Below are 24,387 nucleotides of genomic sequence, written 5' to 3' on the forward strand. Positions count from 1 at the left end.
AGGCACTTCACCCTTTCTTCCATATGCAACTTGCATAGGTTATACAGAACGAGATAAAAGGGCGAGGGGAGAGTATGTGTATTCGTAAACGAGCCTATCAATTAGACGGGGAGTGGACGATCGTTCTTGTCCCTGAAAGGCCTAACGGGTTTGGCGTTTTCATCATCGGTGGATTAACCCACTTTGTAGATTCTGAAACAAGTTTCTGGCTACAAAATCACACAAGGTCAGGGATGATTGTTGAACTTCTTGAAGCAGGCTACACGATTTATACAAGTAACTTATATGGAAGGCATTGGGGATCGCCAAAAGCAGCTAAACTAACCGAGCGAATTTATAACCTTGTGCATAAACAAGAGATTTTGAACCCTAGAATTCACATTCTTGCAGAAGGAATGGGGGTTCTTGCTGCGAATGAATTTCTCAAAAACAGAACGAATCAGGTAAGGTCTGCTGCATGGCTCAATCCATGCTTTGATGTGAAAAACCTTGTTCTTCAAGAGCAGCAAAATCGCCTCTTCTATAAAAGATTAGTTCGAGAGATTGCCAAAGCTTATGAGATCGAGAGTGAAAGTGTCATAGATGAACTGGATAAAAAGAAAATACATGTAGCCAATTCACCTATTAAAGTATGGCACCATTCAATCAAAAGCCCATATTCTTTAGAACAAATTAGACGTTATGAACGTCTTCAAGAGGAAATTAATTGTCCGATTGAGCTGGCTTTATTAAGTGACAGCTATCAATCATTAGGCAAGAAAATGATTCGATTCTTCCAACTTCATGAGGGCGACCTTTAGACTATCGACCAAGCCGCGTAATGTCCATTGCAGGATGAAATCCATAAAGAATGAGATCCTTCAGTATTTCAGCTCCTAGCATACTGTATACCGTGCCGTTACCACCATATCCAAGCATAAAATAAACATTTTTATATTTAGGGTGCTCGCCAATAAATGGGAGACCATCTTTGGTGGAACCAAATACCGCACTCCATTCGAACGCAATGGATGGCGTTAAATGGGGAAAGAGTGTCTTCAGTTTATGTAACAGCTGTTGCCCTTTGGTTTCTAGGTCATGCTCTTTCGTTAATTTATCGTCTAACCCACCTATTAAGATACGATTATCTGGTGTTGCTCTTAAATAATGATACGGGCGTGCCGTTTCCCATATAAGTGAACGGTTATGCCATCCAATAAATTGATCGATTGGTTCTGTTGCGATTGTAAAGGTGCGCTCAAGTAGAGCGCCCTTTGTTTTTGCAAATTCTTGGGTGCCATACCCTGTTGCATAAATTACCTTTTTTGCTTGAATGTCACCTTTTTCCGTTTCGAAAAATAAACCATCCTTCGTAAATTGGTGAGAAAGAATTTCGGTATTTTCATAAATTTGGACACCTAAACGATCGGAATCTTTAGCAAGTTCAAGCGAGAATTTGTATGGATTTACTTCAGCTTCTGCTTTTGTGTAAATGCCTCCTGGGGCTTCGAAGGCATATAGGCTTCTAATTGCATGGTTGTCCAGATAGTCAGCATGGAAGCCATATTGTATTAGTGCATCAAATTCATTCTTTAATTTTTTATGTTCGTGATCGTTACTAGCGTAATAAAGGCTTTCAGCTCGTCTGAAGTCGGTAGGACCTGATAAATACGCGTTGTACTTATCAAGTTCATCAATTGCTTTTAAGCATAGTTTATAGAAGTAAACTGCTTTTTCTTTCCCAAACCGAGCGATTAAATCGACAAGCATTGCATCGTTAGAGAATTGAAGAAGACCAGTATTCGCTGACGTACTGCCTGTTCCGATTTGATTTTTCTCAATTAACACCGTATTAATACCATAGTCTGCAAGTACCCTTGCCATAATTGTTCCAGACATACCGCCACCAATAATCAGAACGTCACAATTAATGGAAGATGTTAGAGCCGGAAATGATGGAGGATCTGTCACAGTCGATGGCCAATAAAGGTTTCCCTGATGAAGTTCCATATGAATGTTTCCTTCCGTTAAGTAATAGTCATCTATTAGAATGATCTGGCAGAAGAGAAAGTATTCGAGGTGGGGGTATAAATGAAGAAGGTAATGATAACTGGTGCGCTTGGATTTATTGGGTTTCACTTAACAGAGTTGCTTCTAAATCAAGGTATTAAAGTGGTTGCGATCGATGGGCGTGTTGATCCAGCTAGAACATCCGAGTATAAGCTGAAAGAGATGTCCTTTTTAAGGAATAGCAACTATAAGCAAGTTGACAGTCTTTTGCAGGATGCTTCATTAGAAACTGAAGTCGAAGGGTGTGACACAGTTTTTCATTTAGCCTCACCATACGGACAAAAGCGTGCCTCCCAGATGATTCAGGAAGGCATTTCGAATACAAAGAAAGTGTTGGAAGTGTGTGAAGGGAAAGTTCTTGTTTACTTATCTAGTATCGAAGTTTTTGGAAAACGGTACGGAAATATAACGGAAAGAACGCCAATTAACCCTGTTACAAGTGATGGTAGGGTTAAAGCTCAAGAAGAAGCAATACTTGCAACGACCAATCGAAATACAACTGTTAAAACGATACGTGTCCCCCTTGTCTATGGCCCCTGGCAGCCGGTTGATTGCGTGTTTCAAGACTTTTTCATAAATGGGACGCTTATGAAAGCTTTTGAAGCTGAAGGGGAGAAATATCATTTTGATTCTTTGTATGTTGAAGACGTGTGTCAAGCGATGTATCAAACAGCTATGAGAAAAGAAGGATCTGAAACGATTAATCTATCAAGTGGTAGAGAAGGAGAATGGCAAAACGGGGTCGAATGGTGTATAGGTGAGCAGCTGGATCGAAAGAAAAATCTACGATGTGCAATCTCAAACAAGGATTGTGCCAGCAAGCTTAGATTTACAAATCTTACTCCCATTCATAAAGGTCTTGAGCGGCAACGAGACCACGTGGAGAAAATGATGTTAATTGATCCTGCCATTTATCTGGGATGATCTGAATGAAACGGAAGGGAAGATTGTTTATGATGGAAAAGACGCTTGGCAACTATGATGTACATGACTCCTCGCATGGACTTCAGGCTCTTAAAGAAACGAGGGAAAAGCTCCTTTCGATGGTAAGCGGTGTTGAGTTTCAGGAGCTTCACTATGGATATTCCAGTTTCCCAACGGTAGGAGCATATTTGCTTCATATTGCCCAAATCGAGCTATGGTGGGTCAAAAACGCCTTAATGGGAGAAAGTGTCACGGAAGAAGAAAAAAGGAACTTCTATTTTCAGGAAAAGCAAATCATTTCTGCTCCAGATGACAAAGAACTTTCCTGGTTTCTAGCAAGACTTGCAGAAGCGAGAGACTTAATTAGAGATTACTTCAATCGACTATCTGATGTTGAATACCGTAAACCAGGACCCGAAGTAATCGTGAATGGAGAGCGGCATTCCTATTCCCCGGAATGGGTTATTAGCCACCTAATTGATCACGAGGCATATCATAGAGGACAGGCAGCGATGGTATTAAAAATGGTTTCTGGTCAACGGGAAGACTGGGAGCATTTCAATACACCCTATTTGTCGTTATAATAGAAGAGAGCCAAAAAGGCGAATGTGTAATAGGAGTGAGTGAGATGGAACAGAACATGAAGTTTATGCAAATCGCAATGAAGTATTTACCTGAAGCAAAACAATCTCTTGGTGAGCAGGAGATTGAACTTGATCTTGAGAAGATGCAGCCACTTTTACAGCTGTTTCTTAAAGCAATGGAAGATGCTTACGAGCTTGGAAAGCAGGACGCACAGGAATAAGGAGAGAAACATATGGCCCCTAAACTATTCTGGATTTTGTTTATCCCCCTTGGTGGCCTTTTAATCGGGATACTAATTGGGAGTTTAAGCTTAATTGTAATATCCGGAATTTTATTGTTTATTAGTGCCGGTAGCATGTTATTTCCTTCTGAGTAAATTAAGAAGACGTGGTTTCACGTCTTCTTAATTATTGTCTATTTCCGTCAATATTTTTTGTATAAGAGTGAGAGGGATTTCCGCTCCAGTCAGCTAAGTTTGATTCTTAAAGTGAAAATTCTTTCAAATACAACAATCTTCGAGAAGAGCACCTAATTATTTAATAAATAAATTAAGCAAAGAGCCCATCTGTTTCACCATTGGACCTACTTGTTTCACTGTGTTCATCATCTGATTTGCTGAGTTCATCATTTTAGGCATATCATAATTACCGTTTTGTTTTTTGAATTGGTTTAAAAATGGTGGACCACCAGGGTACCCTTGATATGGATTGTAAGGTTGCTGGTGATAGGGATGCTGTTGGTATGGTTGTTGGAAGTATGATGGTTGCTGCGGGTGCTGTTGATATGTGTATTGATGGTACGGGTTATAGTTGTGGTAGTTTGGTGGATAAATGGGCTGTTGATAGTAGTAGGGTGGCAGTTGATTGTACGGATACATCCATAGATCCTCCTTTATTGATTGGTTATTTACATCTAGTTTATGAATGAAAAGATCGTATGGTGTGGGTAACCTTGAGTTTGAAAGGTAGACAAACAATAAAACTTGGATTAAAATTAGTACCAGATACTAAAGATTGGTTTTAAGTTAGAAAATATTCTATAAAGGGGAAATTCATGATGAACGCAGGTTTACTAGGTGTTGGCCATTATGTTCCAGAACGCGTATTAACGAACCAGGATTTAGAGAAAATGGTTGATACATCGGATGAATGGATCCGTACTAGAACAGGTATTGAAGAACGTCGAATTGCAGATGATGATATGAATACATCTGATATGGCTTATTTAGCTTCAAAGAAAGCTTTGGAAAATGCTAATATAAAAGCAGAAGATCTTGACCTTATTCTCGTTGCGACAGTAACACCGGACTATCCATTTCCATCTGTTGGTTGCTTGCTTCAAGAAAAGCTTGGTGCTACAAAAGCAGCAGCGATGGATGTTAGTGCTGCCTGTGCAGGGTTTATGTATGGCATGATTACAGCAAGTCAGTTTATTAATAATGATACTTATAAAAATATTCTTGTCGTTGGTGTAGAGAAACTTTCTAAAATCACTAACTGGGAAGATCGAAATACAGCAGTGTTGTTCGGAGATGGAGCAGGAGCAGCTGTCGTTGGTCCCGTAACAGAAGGAAGAGGAATTCTATCCTTTGAGCTTGGTTCAGACGGATCTGGTTCCAAACATCTTTACCAGGAACCACAAGGTTTTATGGAAATGAATGGTAGAGAGGTATTTAAATTTGCTGTAAGACAGATGGGGCAGTCTGCTGTTAATGTCATTGATAAAGCAGGCTTGACGAAAGAAGACGTAGATTTCCTTATCCCTCACCAAGCGAATATTCGAATCATGGAAGCTTCTAGACAACGTCTTGAATTACCAATTGAGAAGATGGCAACAACGGTTAAGAAATATGGAAATACATCTTCATCTACTATTCCAATTGCCCTTTCAGAAGCAATGGAAGAAGGTCGTGTTAAAGAAGATGATGTGGTTGTTCTTGTTGGTTTTGGTGGCGGTTTAACATGGGGAGCAGTTGCCCTTAAAATTGGACGATAAGGAATAGGATCTAGTTTCAAAAAGGAGAGCTGGTTGTAATGAAAAGAAGAGTCGTTATTACAGGGCTGGGGACAGTTTCCCCGCTCGGAAATTCCGTATCAGAAACGTGGACAAATATTGTAAATGGTGTTTCAGGGATTAACCCATTAACAAGACTAGATAAAGAGCAATTTGCTGCAAAGGTTTCAGGTGAAGCGCTCGAATTTAATCCTGAGCAATACATGGATCGTAAAGAAGTTCGTAAAATGGATCGCTTTACGCAATTTGCAGTAGCAGCTTCTCAAATGGCTGTTGAAGATGCTGGCCTTAAAATTACAGAAGAAAATGCAGAAAGAGTAGGCGTTTGGATTGGTTCTGGAATCGGCGGAATGGAAACATACGAATCACAATTCCGTACGTTTATTGATAAAGGAGCAAGAAGAGTTAGTCCATTCTTTGTTCCAATGATGATTCCCGATATGGCTTCAGGACAAGTATCAATTATGCTTGGTGCAAAAGGAATTAACTCTTGTACTGTGACTGCGTGTGCATCCGGTACAAATTCCATCGGAGATTCTTTTAAAGTCATTCAGCGCGGTGATGCTGACGTTATGATTACAGGTGGATCAGAAGCGCCTATTACAAGTATGAGCGTTGCTGGTTTCGGTTCAATGAAAGCTCTGTCTACAAATCCAGACCCTGCTTCAGCAAGCCGTCCATTTGATGCAAACCGCGATGGTTTTGTCATTGGTGAAGGTGCAGGAATTCTAGTAATCGAAAGCCTTGAATCTGCTGAAAAGCGCGGAGCCAAAATCTATGGCGAAATTGTAGGGTACGGTTCTACTGGAGATGCTTATCACGTAACTGCGCCTGCTCCAGAAGGTGAAGGCGGCGCTCGTGCAATGAAGCAAGCAATTGATGATGCTGGTCTTACTCCATCTGATATTGGGTATATTAACGCACATGGAACAAGCACGGATTATAACGATAAATTCGAAACCGCTGCAATTAAATCGGTATTTGGTGAGCATGCTTATAAGCTAGCAGTTAGCTCGACAAAATCAATGACTGGTCATTTACTTGGTGCTGCTGGAGCTGTTGAAGGTGTTTTCTGTGCAAAAGTGCTTGAAGAAGGCATTTTGCCTCCAACGATTAATTATGAAACAGCAGATCCAGACTGTGATCTTGACTATGTACCAAACAAAGCGCGTAAAGCAGAAGTTAATGCAGTGATGAATAATTCACTAGGCTTCGGTGGTCACAACGCTACACTTGTATTCAAGAAATTTGTGAAGTAAGGAGACATCCCCCTGGAGACAGGGGGTGTTTTTTTGTTTTGCTATGGGAAGATCGAATATTATCATTTTTTAACCGCTTGTCTTCGCTTTTCATGTCTAGCTGCGACTCGAACACAAAAACCGTGTTCATATTAGGCTCTTTTCTAAAAGATTGTTGCTTTTGAAACAATTATTGAAAAATCACACTTAGTGATTGGAGCGGAAGGATGCTCGACTCCTGCGGGACTTGCGGGACAGGTGAGACCCCGCAGGAGCGTATGCGACGAGGAGGCTCACCGCCCGCCCCGCGGAAAGCGAGCATCCTGGAGCGGAAATTAACCCACTCATATAGCAACAAAGTCTACGAAAAGAGCCTCATATTGAAAGGCTCCAGTGCCTGCCGTGTCTTAACGCCCCCTTCCGCTTTTCGGTGTCTAGCTGCAGTGGGCAGGTCCTCGAGTCGCTTCAGGATTTCATCCGAACACAAAGACCGTGTTCAAATGAAATCCTTCCAGCGCTTGTCGGACCTAACCGCCCACTTCCGCTTTTCTTGTTCTATTAATCTTTTCTAACGAATATGCTTATCATGGAATATTTTGACTTGGTCCTGACTATACTGTTTTTACAAACAACAGTAGCGAAGTGAGGGGTAGCCAAATGTTGTATTTGCGGGATGTTTGGGTGAATTGGTTTGAAGGTGAGGAAAACGGATATAACGTTTGTGATTTTCATGAATGGAGAAAAGATGATTTTATTGAACTGTTGGATCAGGTACCTGTGATTAAGGTGGAATCTCTTTTGTATCACTATATTGAGAATGATTTATCTGAGCTTCCAGAGAGTTTACTTAGCGATGTTTTTCAACAGAGTTATATTCGTAAAAACAATGAACGATCACCTTTAGAGTATTGCTTCCTTGCAACGGATGGCAGGGGTGTGATCGTGATTGATACACTTGGTTATAAGATTCCTATTCGTAAAAGCAGAGTGATTCCAAGGCAAGAGAAAGCTGTATATGAGATGGTTGCTGATGTAGAAGCTACAATCTATCCTTTCGAAGAAAATCATCCCGTTAAGGAGCATCATATTCTATCTCCTGGACCTGATATCATGATGGGTTTGACAAGAAAAGAGAGGCAATTAAAACAATTATTATTCATGGCACTTGATCAACTGTATTCTAGCGGGAATTCAGCAGAAATTAGGTACTGGTTTACGGAATGCCAGCCAAAGAAATACATTCAAATCCAGAGCATGGAAATGGACGAGGCATGGGAAGGGCTATACCGAGAAGTAAAAGCAGGATGGTCTATGAAGCATGAACAAATATGCGAACGTATTATTAAGGGCCAACCATACTTCGAGAAAATATGGGAACTTGAAAAAGGTACACACGTCAATTAAAACGTAAAGAAGGCTGCCAACTGGCAGCCTTCTTTTTTTATCTTCTCTTTCTTTCTAGTCCCATTGCACGCTCTGCTTTTGCAAGCATTTTAGATGCTTTACGGTTTGCTTTTTCTGCGCCAAGATCAAGAATGTCATCTAGTTCAGACGAAGTAATAAGTTCATTGTACCGTTCTTGAATCGGTCTTAACGTTTCAGCGATTACTTCTCCAAGTTCTGCTTTAAAATCACCATATCCACGACCTTCATACATCGCTTCAATCTCTTCAACATTTTTGCCAGAACATAGAGAGTAGATCGTTAAGAGGTTTGATATTGCTGGCTTATTTTCTTTATCATACCGTACAACACCATCTGAGTCAGTTACAGCACGTTTTACTTTCTTAATAATCGTGTTTGGATCATCAAGCATCGAAATAAACGCATTTTGATTGGAATCAGATTTGCTCATCTTTCTTGTTGGATCTTGTAGTGACATGATGCGAGCTCCTACTTTAGGGATGCGGGCATCGGGCATGACGAAAATATCATTGAACTTACGGTTAAATCGGTCTGCAAGATTACGCGTTAGTTCAATATGTTGTTTCTGATCATCTCCAACGGGTACAACCTCTGTGCCATAGAGAAGGATATCTGCGGCCATTAGAGGAGGATAAGTAAGAAGACCAGCACTAACAGCATCTTTGCCAGTAGACTTATCTTTAAATTGGGTCATGCGTTCAAGCTCACCAATGTAAGAGACGCATTGTAACATCCATCCAAGCTGAGCATGGGCAGGAACTTCTGATTGAATGAACAAAGTTGATTTCTCTGGATCGATTCCAGATGCAAGATAAAGTGCGGCAAGACTCTTAGAGTTCTGTTTTAGCGCCTGCTTCTCTTGAGGTACGGTAATGGCGTGCTGATTAACAACACAGAAATAGCACTCATTGTCATCCTGTAGATTTGTGAAATGCTTCATTGCACCGAGATAGTTCCCAATCGTAAGCGTACCGCTTGGTTGTATACCTGAAAAAATAACGCTCATTTTTCTTTTCCCCTTTCAAAATCAATGCAATAGAATACAAAAAGGCCCATTCATCCCTATTGCTAGGGACGAATGGACCGTGGTGCCACCCTGCTTATCCAGTTAGACTGGATCACTTATGGTTTCTATCAAAACCGCTAGTGATAACGTGAATGCTCACGCCTTTACCTACTGACTGTTCAGCAAAGGGGCTCAAAAGTCCATTCCAATAAGTGCGATACCTGTTTTCACCAACCACAGGCTCTCTACACACCGCAACATATTGTACTATTCTTTATCATAGCCGATCTGTATTCTATATTCGTACTTAGTATAGCTTATTTGAAAGGATGCATGCAAGAAGTTAGGTACTTACAATTATAATTGAAATGACGATAGTAATTACCGTCCAAAATGCACCTGAAATTAACAATGGGTATGTTATGGGATTGTCATAATTTAATTGATAGCTCAATTCACTTTTATCCTCTTCAATCATTTGATGCTTTGTGCTACTTCTAAAGTACCGCTTAAATGAATAGACAATTCCATCAAAAAAGCCAGTTTGAACAACGTGAAGAGCAGCCCCGATAAGAAGCATAGCAAGCCCTATCATAAAAAGAAGATCAGTTACAGATTGAAAACCAAGGCCTTCATCAGACGTTATTGAGATAATAATTGATGAAACAAGTGTAAGTATTATAAGAAGTGATGACTTTAATGTGAGTGATTTCATAAATGCCCCCAATTTTTCTTTCTCTTATTCAGTATAAAAAAAGAACTGAGCAAGAACAATAGAAACTATGTAATAATACTTAAAAGCATTTACAATTCGTGCTTATTTCAGAAAATTCGGGGTTATGCATACGATATACAATTGAATATACTACATACTTTCAGGTAAGGGGTCTAGATAGATTTTCATACATTTCCTTGTAAAAAATAAAAATTACCCAAAAAACAGAGAATTAATACTAGGACTATATAACTATTTTCTGTTATCCAAACGTAATCCTGACGCGGTTTTTGTAAATTTTCGTTAAAAAAGCATATGCAAAATAGTTAGAAAACTTGTATAATACGAATTGTGGCAAAGGAATCAAATGAATTGTTAGATAATTTGATGAATTTTGTTCCACAGACATTAGCTTTTATAGCTACATATTTTAAGGGAGGTCACACAGCATGAAGAAATCAAGATGGACTCTTGTCCTATCTCTTGTGCTTGTATTGAGCGTATTCCTGTCGGCTTGCGGCGGCGGCTCAAACAACGGGGGGAACAATGGTGGCGGAGAAGGCGACGGAGACTCTGCTTCTGAACAAGTTATGAATTTATACGCAACTGCTGAAATTCCATCAATGGATACAACGCAGGCTACAGATGCTACATCATTTAACGCTATGAACCAGGTTTTCGAAGGTCTTTATCGCCTTGACGAAAACAACGAGCCAACACTAGGTATGGCTGCTGAAGAACCTAAAGAAGAAGAAAAAGACGGTGAAACTGTCTATACTTTCACAATTCGCGACGATGCGAAATGGTCTGACGGTTCTGCTGTAACTGCAGAAGATTTCATCTATGCTTGGCATAAAGCACTAGATCCTGAAACAATCTCTCCTTACGCTTCTATGTTTGGTACTGCAGGAATCAAGAACGGTAATGCTATCATTACTGAAGGCGATCCTCTTTACGGTAAAGTAGAAGAGCTTGGAGCTAAAGCAGTAGACGAGAAGACTTTAGAAATCACTGTTGATACTAAAGTTCCTTACTTTAAGTCACTACTCACTTTTGCAACATTCTATCCACAACCAAAAGCATTTGCTGAAGAAAAAGGTAAAGACTTCGCACTTGAAGCAGACACTATGCTTTACAACGGACCATTTGTATTCTCAGAATGGAATCACGGTGAAGGCTGGAACTTCAAAAAGAATCCTGAATACTGGGATGCTGAAGTTGTAAACCTTGAAAATATCTCAGTTAAAGTTGTAAAGGATACTGCTACAAGCGTAAACCTTTATGAGACTGGTAAAGTCGATCGTGCGTTACTTGATGCTGACTTTGTAGACCAGTTTAAGGATGGAGAAGATTATTCTACAATTCTTGAGCCAACAATGTTCTTCCTTCGTCTAAACCAAGGAAAGAATGAAGTACTTGCTAATAAAGATATTCGTAAAGCTTTATTCCTGGCATATGATCGTAAAGGACTTGTTGATGTTCTTCTTAACAACGGATCCATTGCTTCGAAGTATTTCGTTCCAAAAGAATTCGTTAAAGGACCAAATGGCGATGACTTCCGTGAAGTTGCTCCAGACGGTTACATGGCTGACCAAGGTGAAGAAGAAGCAAAAGCAGCATGGGAAGCTGGACTCAAAGCTCTTGGAAAAGACTCTGTAGAACTTGAGTTCTTAACAACAGATACTGAACTTGCTGACATTATTGCGGAATATGCAAAAGAGCAGTTTGAATCTAAACTTGATGGTCTTACTCTAACAATCAATAAACAACCTTGGAAGCAATTCCTTGATCTTGAAGATTCAGGTGACTTTGATATTTCAACTGGTGGTTGGGGACCTGACTATCCAGATCCAATGACATTCCTTTATATGTTTGAAACTGATGGAGCTTACAACCGCATGGGTTACTCAAGCGAAAAGTATGACCAGCTCGTTTCAGACGCTAAGAAAGAAACAGATCTAGAGAAGCGTTGGGAAATGATGCAACAAGCTGAGAAAGTACTAGTAGAAGATGACATTGCCATCGTTCCTACTTATCAGCGTGGACGTGCAATCATTCAAAAGCCATATATTAAGAATTTCTATAATCATACGTTTGGTGCAGATTACTCTTACAAATGGGTTAAGATCGAAGGTAAATAATTTCAGTTTTTCAGGAGAGTATATGTCATCCTGACATATACTCTCTTTTTTACCTGTAATAAGAAATATGTCGAAATAAATACTAGAACATCAAATAGACAGAAAAATTTCTAGTGATAATTCATAATTCGACTTATAATGAATAAGCAGGTATCTATTGAGGAGGTTGGTTGTAGTGGGACGTTATATTGGCGGAAGAGTAGTATCAATGGTTATTACCTTCCTAATTATTGCTTCGCTAACATTTTTTCTTATGAAGCTTCTCCCTGGTACTCCATTTAATAACCAGGAAAAGCTAACAGATACACAAATTGTGCAATTAAATGAAAAGTATGGTTTAAATGATCCAGCTGCTGTTCAGTACTTCAACTATATGAAGAACTTGTTCGTTGGTGATCTTGGGGTATCCTTCCAGCAGGATGGTCGTGAAGTATCAACGATTATTGGTGAACGTATTGGACCGTCAGCATATTTAGGTATACAGTCTTTAGTCGTAGGTACGATTATTGGATTATTCCTTGGAATTATTGCAGCTTTAAGACACAATTCATTCCTTGATTACGGTACAATGGTTATCGCCGTACTTGGTATTTCAATTCCAAACTTTGTTATCGCTGGCTTAATGCAATACTGGCTTGGTGTTAAGTGGGAGCTGCTTCCAGTTGCATACTGGGATGGTTTCGCTTATACGATCATGCCGACCATTGCAATTGCTTCGATTGTTGTAGCTACCATTGCTCGTTTTATGAGAACGGAAATGCTAGAAGTTCTTGGACAGGACTATATTACAACAGCGAAAGCGAAAGGCTTAAGTAGCACAGCGGTTGTTATTAGACATACAATCCGTAATGCTTCTATACCTATCATTACTATTATGGGACCACTGGTTGTAGGTCTAATGACAGGTACTCTTGTAATTGAAAAGATTTTCGTTATTCCAGGACTTGGTGAGAAATTTGTTAGTTCAATTATGACGAACGATTTCCCAATTATTATGGGTACAACGCTTTTCTATAGTTTTTTGTTTATTTTAGTAATCCTTTTAGTAGATATTATGTATGGTATTGTTGATCCTCGAATTCGTTTAGCGGGAGGTAGTGAGTAATGAGTATGAAACAAGAGAAACTAGATGAACTTTCAGATCACCTGTTTCAACCCGCTAATACCGATGGTTTAGAGAATGAACAGATTGCCGGTGAAAGTACCGGATTCTGGAAGGATGCATGGAGACGATTAAAGAAAAATCCAGGTGCAATAACAGGCTTGGTAATTATTCTAATAATCATTTTAATGTCAATTATCGGCCCGGGAATGAATGATTATACTTATTCTGATCAGGACCTATCAAGGGCAAAGCTACCTGCTAAGGTACCTGTACTTGAGAACATTGATTTCCTAGGGGTAAACGGTGTTGACATTCGAGGAACAGATCAATATGAAGCCAAAGGTATGGAAGGCGAATATTTCTGGTTTGGTACAGACGGATTCGGCCGAGACCAATGGACTCGTGTGTGGCAGGGTACACGTATTTCTCTTTTCATCGCAGCAGCAGCTGCATTCATCGACTTTGTAATCGGTGTAGCTTATGGCGGAATTTCTGCCTATTATGGCGGACGTGTTGATAATATCTTACAACGGATTATTGAGGTGTTAATTGGAATACCTAACTTAATCCTCATCATTCTCTTTATTCTAATCTTTGAACCTGGGATATTCTCGATCATCCTAGCCCTTTCGGTTACAGGTTGGGTTGGAATGTCGCGTATAGTACGTGGACAAGTATTAAAACTTAAAACACAGGAATTTGTACTAGCATCTCGTACGCTTGGTGCTACTAGTGGTCGAGTTATTGGAAAACACTTAATTCCAAACGTACTTGGTCAAATCATTATCACCACAATGTTTACTATTCCAAATGCAATCTTCTTTGAAGCATTTCTAAGCTTTATCGGGCTAGGTATCCGCCCACCTGAAGCATCACTTGGTTCGATTATTAACGATGGCTTTGCAAGCTTACAAATCTATCCGCATCTAGTGTTATGGCCTTCAATCATCATTTCACTTATTATGATTGCATTTAACCTGCTCGGTGACGGACTTCGAGACGCATTTGATCCAAAGCTACGTAAATAGGGGGGAATTGTAATGGAAAAGATTCTAGAAGTGAACGATTTGCACGTCTCCTTTGATACGTTTGCTGGAGAAGTCAAAGCAGTTCGCGGAGTAAACTTCCATTTAAATAAAGGTGAAACATTAGCAATTGTAGGAGAGTCGGGGTCAGGTAAATCCGTAACGTCTAAAGCCGTTATGGGCTTGATTCCAAATCCTCCTGGACGCATTAAGCAAGGTGAAATTAAGTTTGGCGATCGTGATCTTGCTCAATTGCCTGAAAAGGAAATGCAAAAAATTCGTGGTTCAGAAATCTCAATGATCTTCCAAGATCCGATGACATCTCTTAACCCGACGATGACAATTGGGAAGCAAATCATGGAAGGTCTAATCAAGCACCAGAACATGAATAAGTCAGAAGCGAAAGAACGGGCTATCGAACTATTAAAATTAGTTGGGATCCCGAATGCTGAAGGAAGAGTGAGTGAGTATCCTCACCAATTCTCAGGTGGTATGAGACAGCGTGTTGTTATCGCGATTGCACTTGCATGTAATCCGCGTGTACTCATTGCTGATGAACCAACAACAGCACTTGATGTAACAATCCAAGCTCAAATTCTTGAACTGTTAAATGATCTACAGGAAAAAATGGGAACGTCGATTATCTTCATTACACACGATCTCGGGGTTGTAGCAAATATTGCTGATCGAGTTGCAGTAATGTACGCAGGTAAAATCGTAGAAACAGGAACTGTTGATGAAATTTTCTATAACCCACAACATCCTTACACATGGGGACTACTCGGATCAATGCCAAGCCTTGATTCAACAGATGAAGAGCTAATTGCTATTCCTGGGTCCCCTCCTGATCTACTTGATCCACCTAAAGGTGATGCGTTCGCACCGCGTAATCCATATGCAATGCAGATTGATACAGAAATGGAACCTCCGCTATTTAAGGTTTCAGAAACCCATTATGCAGCAACATGGCTCTTGCATGAGAAAGCGCCTAAGGTAGAACCACCTGCAGCGATTAAGAAACGAATGCAAGAAGGAATGGCTCCGGATGAGCCAATTATTGGCGCGAAAGATGGTGGTAAACATGTCTAATCAAGAAAAACTTCTTGAAATTAAAAACCTAAAACAGCATTTCAAGGTTGGTAAAGGAACTGTGAAAGCTGTTGATGGATTAACGTTTGATATTTATAAAGGTGAAACATTTGGACTAGTTGGAGAGTCTGGTTGTGGGAAATCGACAACTGGCCGTACCATTATTCGTCTATACAATGCGACAGACGGAGAAGTTATTTTTAACGGGGAAGATGTTCATGGTAAGAAATCTGCTAAAGAATTGAAGAAATTCAATCGTAAAATGCAGATGATCTTCCAAGATCCATACGCTTCACTTAATCCTCGTATGACGGTTTCTGATATTATCGCTGAAGGTATTGATATCCATGGTCTTGCTACCTCTAAGAAAGCACGTATGGACAAAGTTCACGAGCTTCTTGAAACGGTTGGTCTGAACAAAGAGCATGCGAATCGTTACCCACACGAATTCAGTGGTGGACAACGACAGCGTATTGGAATTGCTCGTGCTCTTGCAGTAGATCCAGAGTTCATCATTGCCGATGAGCCAATCTCTGCACTTGATGTTTCGATTCAGGCTCAAGTTGTTAATCTGATGAAGAAGCTTCAACGTGAAAAGGGATTAACTTATCTATTTATTGCGCATGATCTATCAATGGTTAAATACATTAGTGACCGAATCGGTGTTATGTATCGTGGTGAAATTGTTGAGCTTGCAGAAAGTGAAGAGTTGTACCGCAATCCTCTTCATCCATATACACAGTCATTGCTTTCAGCTATTCCACTTCCCGATCCTGAATATGAGCGTTCTAGAAAACGTAAAATCTATGATCCTGAGAAACACCTTGCTGAAAACGGTGAAAAGCGCGTTCTTCGTGAGGTAACGGAAGGTCATTGGATTGCATGTACAGAAGAAGAGTACAATAAGTTTAAGGTTACTGTTTAATTTGCAAAAAGCCACATTTCATTTGAAATGTGGCCTTTTTTTATTTTTGATCTTTATTTTTAAATTTAATAAACAAAAACGGTATGTAAAGGATGATGGCTAAGAGGAGAATAACTTTCACATAAAGGGATAAGTCTACTGGCAGCGAATAGTCTATTAAAACGAGTACGCCGAGGACTATTGTTATTACGAATAAACCGACTTTTAATTTAGTCATTTTTTGCTCCTTAATTAGAATGATCAGAAGGGGGAATACGATGATTTTTTACGTATATAATCCTGAATTTGATAAAGAAGTATTTCAATCCTTACGATTGGAAAAGTACTATGATATTATTTTTCCTTCTGCTGATTCAATTGTCTATTTATTTGAAGAAAAAGAGGAAACGATTGGCTATATGTGGATGGAAGTAAAAGGGGAGTATGTTACGTTAATTGATTTCTTATTCAAGGGGTCTGAGGATAAAAAAAGGTTACTGTATGATTTTATAGTGAAGCTTGCAAAGAATCAATCCAAACCACTTCTGCTGATGAAGATCCCTATAAACATGCATGAACAAGTGATGAAGAAATGGGATGGGAAGATAAGGGAAAGGGATGGAAAGGATATACTTATTGAGATCCCTTTCCTGAAAGACAGAGTCTAGTATCATACACTCTTCTGCCATTCTTCCTGTGTAGATAAGCTACGCTCGACTAACTGATCCAAAACTGATAGTTCTGATACTGCTTCTTGCTCTGATATGACCTTGTAATGATGTTTGCCACCAGGCTCTTCGTCAGCTTCATCCGCCATTGCTACAACTTCCTGAAGGGCACTACGATTAACTGTTCCCAAGAAATAAGAGTCCGTATGAAAAAGAATGGCAACGGCAATCTCTTTAGCAGAGACTGGATCTTCTCCTAGTCGTATAAGCATTTTGTGAGCACGCTCAGCCCCTTTAATCGCATGGATATCATTTTGTTTATATAAGTTATAATCCCACTTGCCATTTCGATACCAGGTGTAGTGACCAATATCGTGAAGCAATGCTGCCTTTGTTGCGAGATCAGGATTTACTGAGTTATCAATGGCATAGTAGTAAGCATGTCTTGCGACCGTAATCGCATGAGCCAGTCCAGCCCGTTTCAAATATTTACGTGCGAATGGTAGTTGGTAGATATCTGTTAATGTTACATGTCTCATGGTTTACGTCCTCCTTACTAACTGAAAATTGTTTTTCTAGAAATCATACCATGAGATCACAAATTAATCAATTCAAGAAGTTCACGAAAAAGACTTATTGAATTTTACTGGAAGTTCTTTCAAAGACTGCCTATTCATCTTATAATAGAGGAGGCAAACTAATAAAGGAGAGAGAAGCTGTGCGTATTTTTAATATTGGATTAAAGAGTGTAATCGCCACGGTAATGCTATTTTCTGTGTTCGGACAACCTGCACTGGCAGAAAGTGAGTCATTATCAGCGGCAAATCTTAAGGGTGTAGAAACTGCGAATAAAGAACTAACACTTCCTGACCGTCTACCGAGGTTCGTTTATGATTCTGGACTTGATTTTGAATACCCAGACGCAGTAAGAGGAATTTATGTAACGGGAAACTCAGCTGGTGGTAGTAGATTTAGCAAGCTTACAGACTTCCTTGATTCAACTGAGCTGAATGCAATGGTCATTGATTTTAAAGATGATTTTGGTAATCTTACATACGAACCAAAAAAAGATTCCCCTTTAGCAGAATATGAGATTGGCAAACCCTATATGAAAGACCCTCGTAAGGTCTTAGAAGAGCTTGAGAAGCATGAAATTTACCCAATTGCTAGAGTAGTAGTGTTTAAAGACACAGTTCTTGCAGAGGCGAGACCAGAGCTTTCTTATAAAGAAGGTGGGTCAATATGGAAGAACGGACGTGGAGAAGCTTTCGTTAATCCATTCAAAGAAGAAGTTTGGGATTATAATGTTCAAATCGCAATTGAAGCTGCAAAAATGGGCTTTAAAGAAATTCAATTTGATTATGTGCGATTCCCTGAAGGATTCGAAACACGAGAAGACACATTAGAATACACGATGGGCAAGTATAAGGATATGGATATGGATAATGTACAAAAACGTGTACAAGCTGTTACAGATTTTGTTGCATACGCAAATTCAAAGCTTGAGCAATATGATGTTGACGTTTCTGTAGATATTTTTGGATATTCGGCAACAATTCCTGAAGCACCAGGTATCGGACAAAACTTCTCCAAAATCTCGAGTAATGTCGATGTAATCTCATCTATGATCTACCCGAGTCACTGGGGATCGTATTTTGGTATTTCGAAGCCGGATTTAGAGCCTTATAACTTGGTGAACGAATACGCTAAAGTTGAGAATAAAGTATTAGGTGACCTTAAAGATGCTCCTACAAGCAGACCTTGGATTCAGGACTTTACAGCAAGTTACCTTGGTAGTGGGAACTATTTGAACTATGGAAAAGCTGAAGTTGAGGCGCAAATTAAAGCTTTGAACGATAATGGCATTGAGGAATTCCTACTATGGGATGCAAGTAATAGTTACACGAAGAACGTTGATTACACTCCTTAATAGTACGAGTAGACCGTCTCACTATGAGGCGGTTTTTTCTGTCTTATTTGAGCTAGTGTTCCACATCTATATTAGTATTTTATACAACTTAATGAATGTTTACTTAGTGGAAAAGAGGGGAAATTAACAAAGAACGCTATCGCTTTGCACTTTTTTGCTGGATAAATGTGTTATAATAATAATGATGAATACATTTAAAAGGAGTAGATCAATGAACTGGTATGAGAAGCTGAATCAATATTTCCCCATTCAAGAAATGAAATCTAAAGAGCATATGGACTTGCTATTGAGTGAGAAGGGTGATATTTACAATAAGGACGAAGGTCCCAATCATGTTTTGATGTACGCCGATTTGCCTGATTTCATATTCGTTGATTATATTTTCGTTTCCAGTGATGCCAGAGGACAAGGGCTAGGAAAGAAATTGATTGAGAAGTTGAAAGAAAAGAATAAGCCAATCATCCTTGAAGTAGAACCTGTTGATTATGACGAAACTGATACTGAAAAAAGACAGCGCTTTTATTTAAGAGAAGGTTTTAAGCATGCGAAGTCAATTGGTTATCGCAGACGGTCTCTTGCAACGAATGAAATTAATGAAATGGAAATTCTTTATTGGTCACCTAGTGAAGCTGGCGAAAAAGAGATCTACGAGGCTATGAAGCATACGTACCAAGAGATTCATGCATACAAGGACAAGCAGCTGTATGGTGAATCATATCAGCCCGTTGAAGAAGTACTAAGTCTTAATGAAACTCACGAATTAGTAGAAGATTAAGATTTCTGTTTTCTAACAGGAGGGAAGCTTCTTATGAAAAACCGTGACAAGAAAAAGAAAAAGAAGCGTGAATGGTTGAAGGATTTGTTTAAGAAACGATGGAAAAGCTGGAAACCGCAGTCTTCAAAAGAGCCCGCCTCGAATACGAAAACATCAGCATAAAAAAAGAAAGCCAAGGTAGTGCACCCCGGAAGTTAGTTTTTTAACTCTAACTTCCGGGGTGCACTATCAAACGGCTTTCTTTTTTTATGCTTGTAATTCTTTTTTCTTATCCTGTCGTTTCTGACGACGAAGGTCAATTAAATAATAAACCACTGGGATAAACACCAGCGTTATGAATGTAGCAACGCTAAGTCCAAATACAATCACAATCGCCATTGGTTGTTGAATTTCTGTTCCTTCTCCAAACCCAAGTGAGAGTGGTACAAGCCCAAGGATAGTCGTTAATGCTGTCATTAGTATCGGTCTTAGTCTGACAGGACCAGCTTCTAAAATGGCTGAACGAGTATCCATTCCTGTATCTCGGAGCTTATTAATGTAATCAACGAGAACGATGGCATTGTTTACAACAATCCCTGTTAAGATTAGCATCCCAATTAAGGAGCCAACTCCTAGAGGTTGGAAGGAGATCAGTAACCCGAATATAATACCAATAGCCGTTAATGGAACAGAGAACATAATAATGAAAGGGTAGAGAAATGATTCAAATTGTCCAGCCATTACCATGTATACAAGAACAATCGCAAGTGCTAGAGCCCCTGAAAGTTTAAAGAATGCATCATTCATCTGTTTGTCCTGGCCACCAAAAGTAATTTTGTATGCACTACCAGGTAAAGGAACGTCTTTCACAAGTTTTGCTCTAATTTCATCTGTCACAGTCCCGAGGTCCCGATTTAGAAGGCTTGCTGTAACCTCCACTTGTCTTAAACGATCTGTCCTAGTAATTTCAGATGGTCCTAATCCCCGTTTAATTTCAGCTACTGCAGAAAGAGGAATTTTTTGTCCAGTCTGTGTTTCTACAAGTAGGTTTTCAAGGGAATTGAGAGAATCTGTGTACTTATCATCAACCGTTAAGCGGATATCAAGCTGATTTCCATCTCGAGCAAGGTTACTAGCAACAAGACCTCTCGTTGCATTTGAAATAGCGGTCGAAATTTGTGAACTTCCAATGCCATAACTCGAGGCTTTTTCACGATCAATTAGGATTTGAACTTCTGGGTTATTTGATTCAATACTAGAAACTGGTTCACGAACCCCTTTGACTTCAGATATGCTCTCCATCACGTCATCCGATAGTTCTTTCAACACATCAAGGTCAGGTCCAATAATATTGATTGCAATCGGATCGGCACTAAAGCCAGAGTCGCTTGCAGATACGGAAACATCAGCGTTAGGAATGTTTTTAACCTGATTTCGAATGGCTTCAGCTACCTCAAGATCGGATTTTTCTCGTTCATCAATTGGAGCGAGCAAGACACTATAGGTTGCCCGGTTTGTCTGACTACCAGCCCCTACACTAAAGTTATCCGATCCACCAGCAGTGAGATAAGAAAGTTCAACTTCTGGTATCTTATCAAGTATTTTGTTAATTTCTTCTGTTACATTTTCAGTAGCGTCAAGTGAGCTTCCTGCTGGTAGGTTTGCTGAAATATTAACAAAGCTTTGGTCCTGAGCAGGAAGAAACTCTGTTCCAATAAAGGGAGTCCCAGCTGCTGACAAGGCGAGTAACAAAACAGTAAAGCCGACAGTCTTCTTAGGATGTTTTAGCGTTTTATCTAGAACACGTCTGTACCAGTTATTTATTCGATCAAATCGAACTTGAAAGATCGATTTTGATTCGTTCCGATTCATCAGAAGAGATGATAGTAGTGGAACGATAATTAAGGCTGTAAAAAGCGATGCTAATAATGAATATGTAACAGCTAGTGCTAATGGTTTAAACAGCTGTGCTGCAAGACCTGTTACAAATACGATTGGTAAGAAAACGACAACGGTTGTTAGTGTGGATGCAATGATGGCACTTCCGACTTCTTTCGTACCTTCAACTGCGGCATCTTTAAGTGACTTTCCTTCTTGTCTTAATCTGTATATATTCTCAAGAATAACGATAGAGTTATCCACCATCATTCCAACACCTAATGCAAGACCTCCGAGAGTGAGAAGATTAATTGTTTGTCCTGAGAAATACATCAATATAAACGCACCGACAATGGAAATTGGAATGGATAAACCAATAATTAACGTACTACGGATGTTTCGTAAGAAGAGATAAAGAACAGCAGCAGCAAGTATGCTTCCAATGATAATATTCCAAACAACAGCATTGATCGATTGGTTAATGAATTTCGCTTGATCAAAAACCGTTTTAATTTCCATATCCTTTGGAAGGGAGGGCTGTATCTCTTCTAGTTTTTCATTAATGTCCTTAACAACTTTAACTGTATTTGAGCCGGATTGTTTTTGTATGGAGAATCCGATGGCTGGTTCACCATTCAAATAGCTTTCCTGAATAGCTGGTTTCATTGTTTCATTTATATCAACAAGTTGACTGAGTTTTATCGTGCCGTTTTCAGTAGGCACTGAGAGATTTTTTAAATCTTCTACTGATTCAAATTCTCCTGTCACACGGAGTGGTAGGTTTTTATTTTCTGTTTCAATGGATCCACTCGGGATATTAAGGTTCTCAGATCCTATTAACTGTTGCAAATTCGTTAAAGTAACGCCATATTGACTAAGTTTATCTGGGTCTGCTGTAAGTCTAATTTCTTTCTCTAGTTGTCCTTCAATGGTGACTGCAGCGACACCAGGCACGGAATCAAGGGAGGGCTTTATTTGATCCTCAATAATCTTCTTAACCTCTGTTAGATCTTCTTCAGAGCCTGCTACACCAAGTTGCATGATAGGGATGTCACTTGGATTAAATCTTAAGACCTTAGGGATAGGAACTTCAGAAGGTAGAGAATCTCTAACCGCATCGATTTGTTCCCTCATATTTAAGGTGGCAAAATCCATGTCCGTTCCCCATTCAAATGAAACAAGAATGAGCGCACCCCCATTTCGAGAAACAGAAGAAATGCTTTCAACATTAGGAAGTGTACCCATCACATTCTCAAGCGGAGAGGCGAGCAAGTTCTCCACTTCCTCAGGACCAGCCCCTTCATAAGTAACGGTCACAGCAGCGACTGGGAACGTTAGGTCAGGGAATAGATCAACGGGCATATTTCGAAGGGATACTGTTCCGATAATGAGAATGAAGATAATAACCATCCCCATTGCAATTGGGCGAAAAACGGAAAGCTTAGCTATATTCATTCAATTCAACTCACTTCTTTACCTGGATTTCTGATGCATCATTTAAGCGATCCTTTCCTTGTGTGATTACTTTATCACCTTTAGAAAGACCACTTGTAATCTGGATGTTATCTTCTGATTCTGCTCCAAGCTCTACTGTCACTTTCTTTACTTTTTTACCCTGAGGAATGTAGACGTAGTTCTCTTTATCACCATAGATAACAGATTCTTTTGGAATGACAATGGCGTCATCTATTTCATTTGTCTTTATAGTAGCTGTAGCTTTCATCCCGCCTTTAATTTTTCCATCCTTGTTCTCAATCGGAATCTCAATTAAAAAGGAGCCTGTTTGTTCGTTTGCTGTAGGAGGGATAGCATTTAACTTTCCTTCAAATGAACCATCAACACCATCAAACATTACCTTCACATCTTGATCTTTTTCTAATTGTGAGATCTGAAAACTATTCACTTGAAAGGCAGCATGAATAGGCGTGAGATTAACGACAACGGCAATAGGTGTACTTGGAACAGCAGTTGCGTTTTCCTCTGTATTTATTTGTGAAACAATCCCACTGATTGGAGATTCAATTGTAGTAGCATTTAGTACATCTCGAGCTTGATTTAGGCTAGCTTTTGTTTCTGACAGCTGTGTTTCTAGCTGTGTTACGTTTCCGGCAGACATCGAAGGAACCTGAGCGGCGGCTTGAGAAAGTTGCGCCTGCTTAATCGTTACCTCTAGACTTTCTTTCAGAACATCTGCAGCGGTAACCTCTTTTGAATCAAGTTCGTTAAGAAGCTGCTTTGACCGTTCAAGGGAAGCGTTAAGATCTGTTTGGAGATCTTTCAGTTCCTTCGCGCTTTTTTCAGCTTGCTGCGAGAGTTCTTTTGCCTGGCTAACAGCATTTTGAAGTTCATTCGCAGCATTTGTAAGTTGGGTTACATTTTCTCTTGCCGTTGTATCATCAAGGGCAATAAGCAGATCGCCTTTTTCGACTTTACTACCTACATTTACATTGATTTCATTTACTTCAAGTGGAGAAGGTGCAGCAAGTGGAATCGTTACACCTGGTGTAGCTTGTCCTGTTAATTCGAGTTCATCAGTTAAATTAAGTTGTTTAACCGTAGCGGTTTCGACCGGTATAGCTTCATTTGCGGTTTCTTCATTAGTAATTTCTTGTGTAGTACAAGCGCTTGCAAAGACAAGCATGCCTGCAAGCAAGATGGTTTTTCTCATTTATTTCACCTCAGAATTAGTGTATCTCTTACGAATGGTATCATGTGAAGCAATCTTAATTAGCACATAAAATCAAACATTTTTAAACAATGTAGGTTTGGATGGAGAAACGAGGGGTATATAAGAGGTAGACTTACGAATAAGATTTGTATAACTATTGTATAACTTTTATGTAAATTTTGTCATCCCCTATTTATTTTATAGGAATTGTAGTATAATACAAATTGTGTAAAGATAATTTTTCTAATGTAAGAATGACGTTTATTTATA

At 39.5% G+C, this 24,387-nt stretch carries 24 protein-coding genes and 1 other annotated feature; of the genes, 16 read left to right on the forward strand and 8 right to left on the reverse strand.

Annotated elements, in window-relative coordinates:
• Positions 1-74 precede the first annotated feature (74 nt).
• A complete protein-coding gene (locus tag JI666_RS00450; RefSeq protein WP_206887707.1) occupies positions 75-800 on the forward strand; it encodes a hypothetical protein in 726 nt (241 codons plus the stop codon).
• 1 nt (position 801) lies between these two features.
• On the opposite strand, the gene JI666_RS00455 is transcribed toward JI666_RS00450, so the two are convergent.
• Entirely contained in the window at positions 802-1,989 is a 1,188-nt protein-coding gene (locus tag JI666_RS00455; RefSeq protein ID WP_206887709.1) for an NAD(P)/FAD-dependent oxidoreductase, read from the reverse strand.
• 81 nt (positions 1,990-2,070) lie between these two features.
• On the opposite strand from JI666_RS00455, the gene JI666_RS00460 reads away from it, so the two are divergent.
• Genes JI666_RS00460 through JI666_RS00470 form a run of 3 tightly spaced genes read left to right on the forward strand, consistent with a single transcriptional unit; the run spans position 2,071 to position 3,778 of the window.
• On the forward strand, positions 2,071-2,973 hold the full coding sequence (locus tag JI666_RS00460) for an NAD-dependent epimerase/dehydratase family protein (protein WP_206887712.1): 903 nt from the start codon (positions 2,071-2,073) through the stop codon (positions 2,971-2,973).
• A gap of 5 nt (positions 2,974-2,978) precedes the next feature.
• The gene (locus JI666_RS00465) at positions 2,979-3,557 is read left to right on the forward strand and encodes a DinB family protein (RefSeq protein ID WP_206887715.1); all 579 of its coding nucleotides are present in this window, start codon (positions 2,979-2,981) and stop codon (positions 3,555-3,557) included.
• 44 nt (positions 3,558-3,601) lie between these two features.
• Complete coding sequence (locus JI666_RS00470) at positions 3,602-3,778, forward strand: ComZ family protein (protein WP_136945761.1); 177 nt, start codon at positions 3,602-3,604, stop codon at positions 3,776-3,778.
• Positions 3,779-4,090: 312 nt separating this feature from the next.
• Here JI666_RS00470 and JI666_RS00475 read toward each other — a convergent pair whose 3' ends face one another.
• Positions 4,091-4,435, reverse strand: coding sequence for a YppG family protein (locus tag JI666_RS00475; RefSeq protein WP_206887719.1), 345 nt, complete (start codon positions 4,433-4,435; stop codon positions 4,091-4,093).
• A gap of 179 nt (positions 4,436-4,614) precedes the next feature.
• Here JI666_RS00475 and JI666_RS00480 point away from each other — a divergent pair, with 179 nt between their 5' ends.
• The 3 genes from JI666_RS00480 to JI666_RS00490 all read left to right on the forward strand — a co-directional run bounded on the left by JI666_RS00480 (position 4,615) and on the right by JI666_RS00490 (position 8,213).
• Positions 4,615-5,553, forward strand: a complete 939-nt coding sequence (locus tag JI666_RS00480; protein WP_206889229.1) for a beta-ketoacyl-ACP synthase III — start codon at positions 4,615-4,617, stop codon at positions 5,551-5,553.
• A gap of 38 nt (positions 5,554-5,591) precedes the next feature.
• Positions 5,592-6,830, forward strand: a complete 1,239-nt coding sequence (gene fabF / locus JI666_RS00485; RefSeq protein ID WP_206887722.1) for a beta-ketoacyl-ACP synthase II — start codon at positions 5,592-5,594, stop codon at positions 6,828-6,830.
• Between the two features lie 636 nt (positions 6,831-7,466).
• The gene (locus JI666_RS00490) at positions 7,467-8,213 is read left to right on the forward strand and encodes a YjbA family protein (protein WP_206887726.1); all 747 of its coding nucleotides are present in this window, start codon (positions 7,467-7,469) and stop codon (positions 8,211-8,213) included.
• A 37-nt stretch (positions 8,214-8,250) separates the two neighbouring features.
• Here JI666_RS00490 and trpS read toward each other — a convergent pair whose 3' ends face one another.
• Positions 8,251-9,240 carry a tryptophan--tRNA ligase gene (trpS, locus tag JI666_RS00495; protein WP_206887729.1) on the reverse strand — a complete coding sequence of 330 codons (990 nt, stop codon included), beginning with the start codon at positions 9,238-9,240 and terminating at the stop codon, positions 8,251-8,253.
• 61 nt (positions 9,241-9,301) lie between these two features.
• Positions 9,302-9,530: a binding site (T-box leader), on the reverse strand.
• Between the two features lie 53 nt (positions 9,531-9,583).
• A complete protein-coding gene (locus JI666_RS00500; RefSeq protein ID WP_206887732.1) occupies positions 9,584-9,955 on the reverse strand; it encodes a DUF3899 domain-containing protein in 372 nt (123 codons plus the stop codon).
• A gap of 449 nt (positions 9,956-10,404) precedes the next feature.
• Between JI666_RS00500 and JI666_RS00505 the strand changes: the two genes are divergently transcribed.
• The 5 genes from JI666_RS00505 to oppF all read left to right on the forward strand — a co-directional run bounded on the left by JI666_RS00505 (position 10,405) and on the right by oppF (position 16,240).
• Positions 10,405-12,096: a peptide ABC transporter substrate-binding protein gene (locus tag JI666_RS00505; protein ID WP_206887735.1), complete on the forward strand. Its 1,692-nt coding sequence runs from the start codon at positions 10,405-10,407 to the stop codon at positions 12,094-12,096.
• Between the two features lie 175 nt (positions 12,097-12,271).
• Positions 12,272-13,201 carry an oligopeptide ABC transporter permease gene (opp3b, locus tag JI666_RS00510; protein WP_206887738.1) on the forward strand — a complete coding sequence of 310 codons (930 nt, stop codon included), beginning with the start codon at positions 12,272-12,274 and terminating at the stop codon, positions 13,199-13,201.
• A gap of 5 nt (positions 13,202-13,206) precedes the next feature.
• Complete coding sequence (gene opp3C / locus JI666_RS00515) at positions 13,207-14,229, forward strand: oligopeptide ABC transporter permease (RefSeq protein WP_206889231.1); 1,023 nt, start codon at positions 13,207-13,209, stop codon at positions 14,227-14,229.
• 12 nt (positions 14,230-14,241) lie between these two features.
• On the forward strand, positions 14,242-15,315 hold the full coding sequence (locus JI666_RS00520; protein WP_206887743.1) for an ABC transporter ATP-binding protein: 1,074 nt from the start codon (positions 14,242-14,244) through the stop codon (positions 15,313-15,315).
• Positions 15,308-16,240, forward strand: a complete 933-nt coding sequence (gene oppF, locus JI666_RS00525; RefSeq protein ID WP_206887746.1) for an oligopeptide ABC transporter ATP-binding protein OppF — start codon at positions 15,308-15,310, stop codon at positions 16,238-16,240. Before JI666_RS00520 ends, oppF begins: the two co-directional genes overlap by 8 nt.
• A gap of 40 nt (positions 16,241-16,280) precedes the next feature.
• On the opposite strand, the gene JI666_RS00530 is transcribed toward oppF, so the two are convergent.
• Complete coding sequence (locus tag JI666_RS00530) at positions 16,281-16,457, reverse strand: hypothetical protein (RefSeq protein WP_206887750.1); 177 nt, start codon at positions 16,455-16,457, stop codon at positions 16,281-16,283.
• A gap of 40 nt (positions 16,458-16,497) precedes the next feature.
• On the opposite strand from JI666_RS00530, the gene JI666_RS00535 reads away from it, so the two are divergent.
• A complete protein-coding gene (locus JI666_RS00535) occupies positions 16,498-16,887 on the forward strand; it encodes a hypothetical protein (protein ID WP_206887752.1) in 390 nt (129 codons plus the stop codon).
• Positions 16,888-16,889: 2 nt separating this feature from the next.
• Here JI666_RS00535 and JI666_RS00540 read toward each other — a convergent pair whose 3' ends face one another.
• On the reverse strand, positions 16,890-17,426 hold the full coding sequence (locus tag JI666_RS00540; RefSeq protein WP_206887755.1) for an HD domain-containing protein: 537 nt from the start codon (positions 17,424-17,426) through the stop codon (positions 16,890-16,892).
• Between the two features lie 179 nt (positions 17,427-17,605).
• Between JI666_RS00540 and JI666_RS00545 the strand changes: the two genes are divergently transcribed.
• The 3 genes from JI666_RS00545 to JI666_RS21555 all read left to right on the forward strand — a co-directional run bounded on the left by JI666_RS00545 (position 17,606) and on the right by JI666_RS21555 (position 19,754).
• On the forward strand, positions 17,606-18,817 hold the full coding sequence (locus JI666_RS00545) for a putative glycoside hydrolase (protein WP_349769287.1): 1,212 nt from the start codon (positions 17,606-17,608) through the stop codon (positions 18,815-18,817).
• A gap of 211 nt (positions 18,818-19,028) precedes the next feature.
• A complete protein-coding gene (locus JI666_RS00550) occupies positions 19,029-19,592 on the forward strand; it encodes a GNAT family N-acetyltransferase (protein WP_206887758.1) in 564 nt (187 codons plus the stop codon).
• 33 nt (positions 19,593-19,625) lie between these two features.
• On the forward strand, positions 19,626-19,754 hold the full coding sequence (locus JI666_RS21555) for a hypothetical protein (RefSeq protein ID WP_286170523.1): 129 nt from the start codon (positions 19,626-19,628) through the stop codon (positions 19,752-19,754).
• An 84-nt stretch (positions 19,755-19,838) separates the two neighbouring features.
• Here JI666_RS21555 and JI666_RS00555 read toward each other — a convergent pair whose 3' ends face one another.
• The gene (locus tag JI666_RS00555) at positions 19,839-22,904 is read right to left on the reverse strand and encodes an efflux RND transporter permease subunit (protein WP_206887761.1); all 3,066 of its coding nucleotides are present in this window, start codon (positions 22,902-22,904) and stop codon (positions 19,839-19,841) included.
• Between the two features lie 10 nt (positions 22,905-22,914).
• Positions 22,915-24,117, reverse strand: coding sequence for an efflux RND transporter periplasmic adaptor subunit (locus JI666_RS00560; RefSeq protein ID WP_206887764.1), 1,203 nt, complete (start codon positions 24,115-24,117; stop codon positions 22,915-22,917).
• Positions 24,118-24,387: the final 270 nt, after the last annotated feature.

This window comes from Bacillus sp. NTK071, from assembly GCF_017303315.1.
In the GTDB taxonomy this organism is placed as follows: Bacteria; Bacillota; Bacilli; order Bacillales; family Guptibacillaceae; genus Guptibacillus.